General features: G+C 66.3%; 1 pseudogene. It reads left to right on the top strand.

Features of this window, described 5'->3' with window-relative positions:
* The first annotated feature begins 478 nt into the window (after positions 1-478).
* Positions 479-700, top strand: a pseudogene (locus tag L6Q96_01145) (DUF4160 domain-containing protein).
* Positions 701-819: the final 119 nt, after the last annotated feature.

Raw genomic sequence — 819 nt, forward strand, 5'->3', positions numbered from 1 at the left:
CTCAGCGCGGGCTTCGCCAGCAACCCAAAGCGAACAACCAGCCCGTTCGCCCCGAGTAGGAGCCCTTCCCCTGGGCTCCGTATCGAGGGGCGCGCCCCTGCCGAGCCCGTCCCTCGATACGCGCCAGAAGAAGGCGCTACTCGGGACGAACGGGAAGGCACTGCCGCTCCATGGCCTGAAGATTTATTCGCGCCGTGCGCGCACACTCGGAAATCGTAAATCAGGGGCCGGTGGCGCGCTGGCTCTTTTGGGCGCGCCAGCGTTCTGGGCTGTGCATGCTCGACTACACCGCCACATCCAGGCACGTTCGCCTTCTCGTGGAGGAGCAGGGCCCCGGGGGGAGGTGGCTGCGAGCGTGCAACTCAGCGCAGGCCGGACGGCGTAAGCGTTCAACCGGCGCCGGCGCCCACTCCACGCACGGCCATGGCCTTGCCCCGGTCGGATCGGCGGGGTACGGAATTGGGGCAGGATCCAGGCCGTGCCGACAATCGGCATCTTCTACGGCATCCTCATTCAGATGTTCTGGAACGAGCATGCGCCACCTCGCTTCCATGCCCTATGTGGCGAACACGAAGCCCTCATCGACCTGCGCGATCTCAGCGTCGTGCGCGGGTCGTTGCCACGTCGGGCGATGACCCTGGTGATCGAGTGGGCCAACGACCACCGTGGCGAACTCGTGGAGGATTGGGAGCTATGTAGACAACTGCACCCAACGCGGCGGCGGGCACCGGGCCATTCTGCCGGATTGAGGCTGCCTCTCGTGCCCGCCGCGCCTGAGTTCCGGGCGTTGGGCTTCCGTTCCGTACACGTACTCAGCGA

The sequence above is a fragment of the Candidatus Binatia bacterium genome, from assembly GCA_023150935.1.
Taxonomy (GTDB): domain Bacteria; phylum Desulfobacterota; class Binatia; order HRBIN30; family HRBIN30; genus JAKLJW01.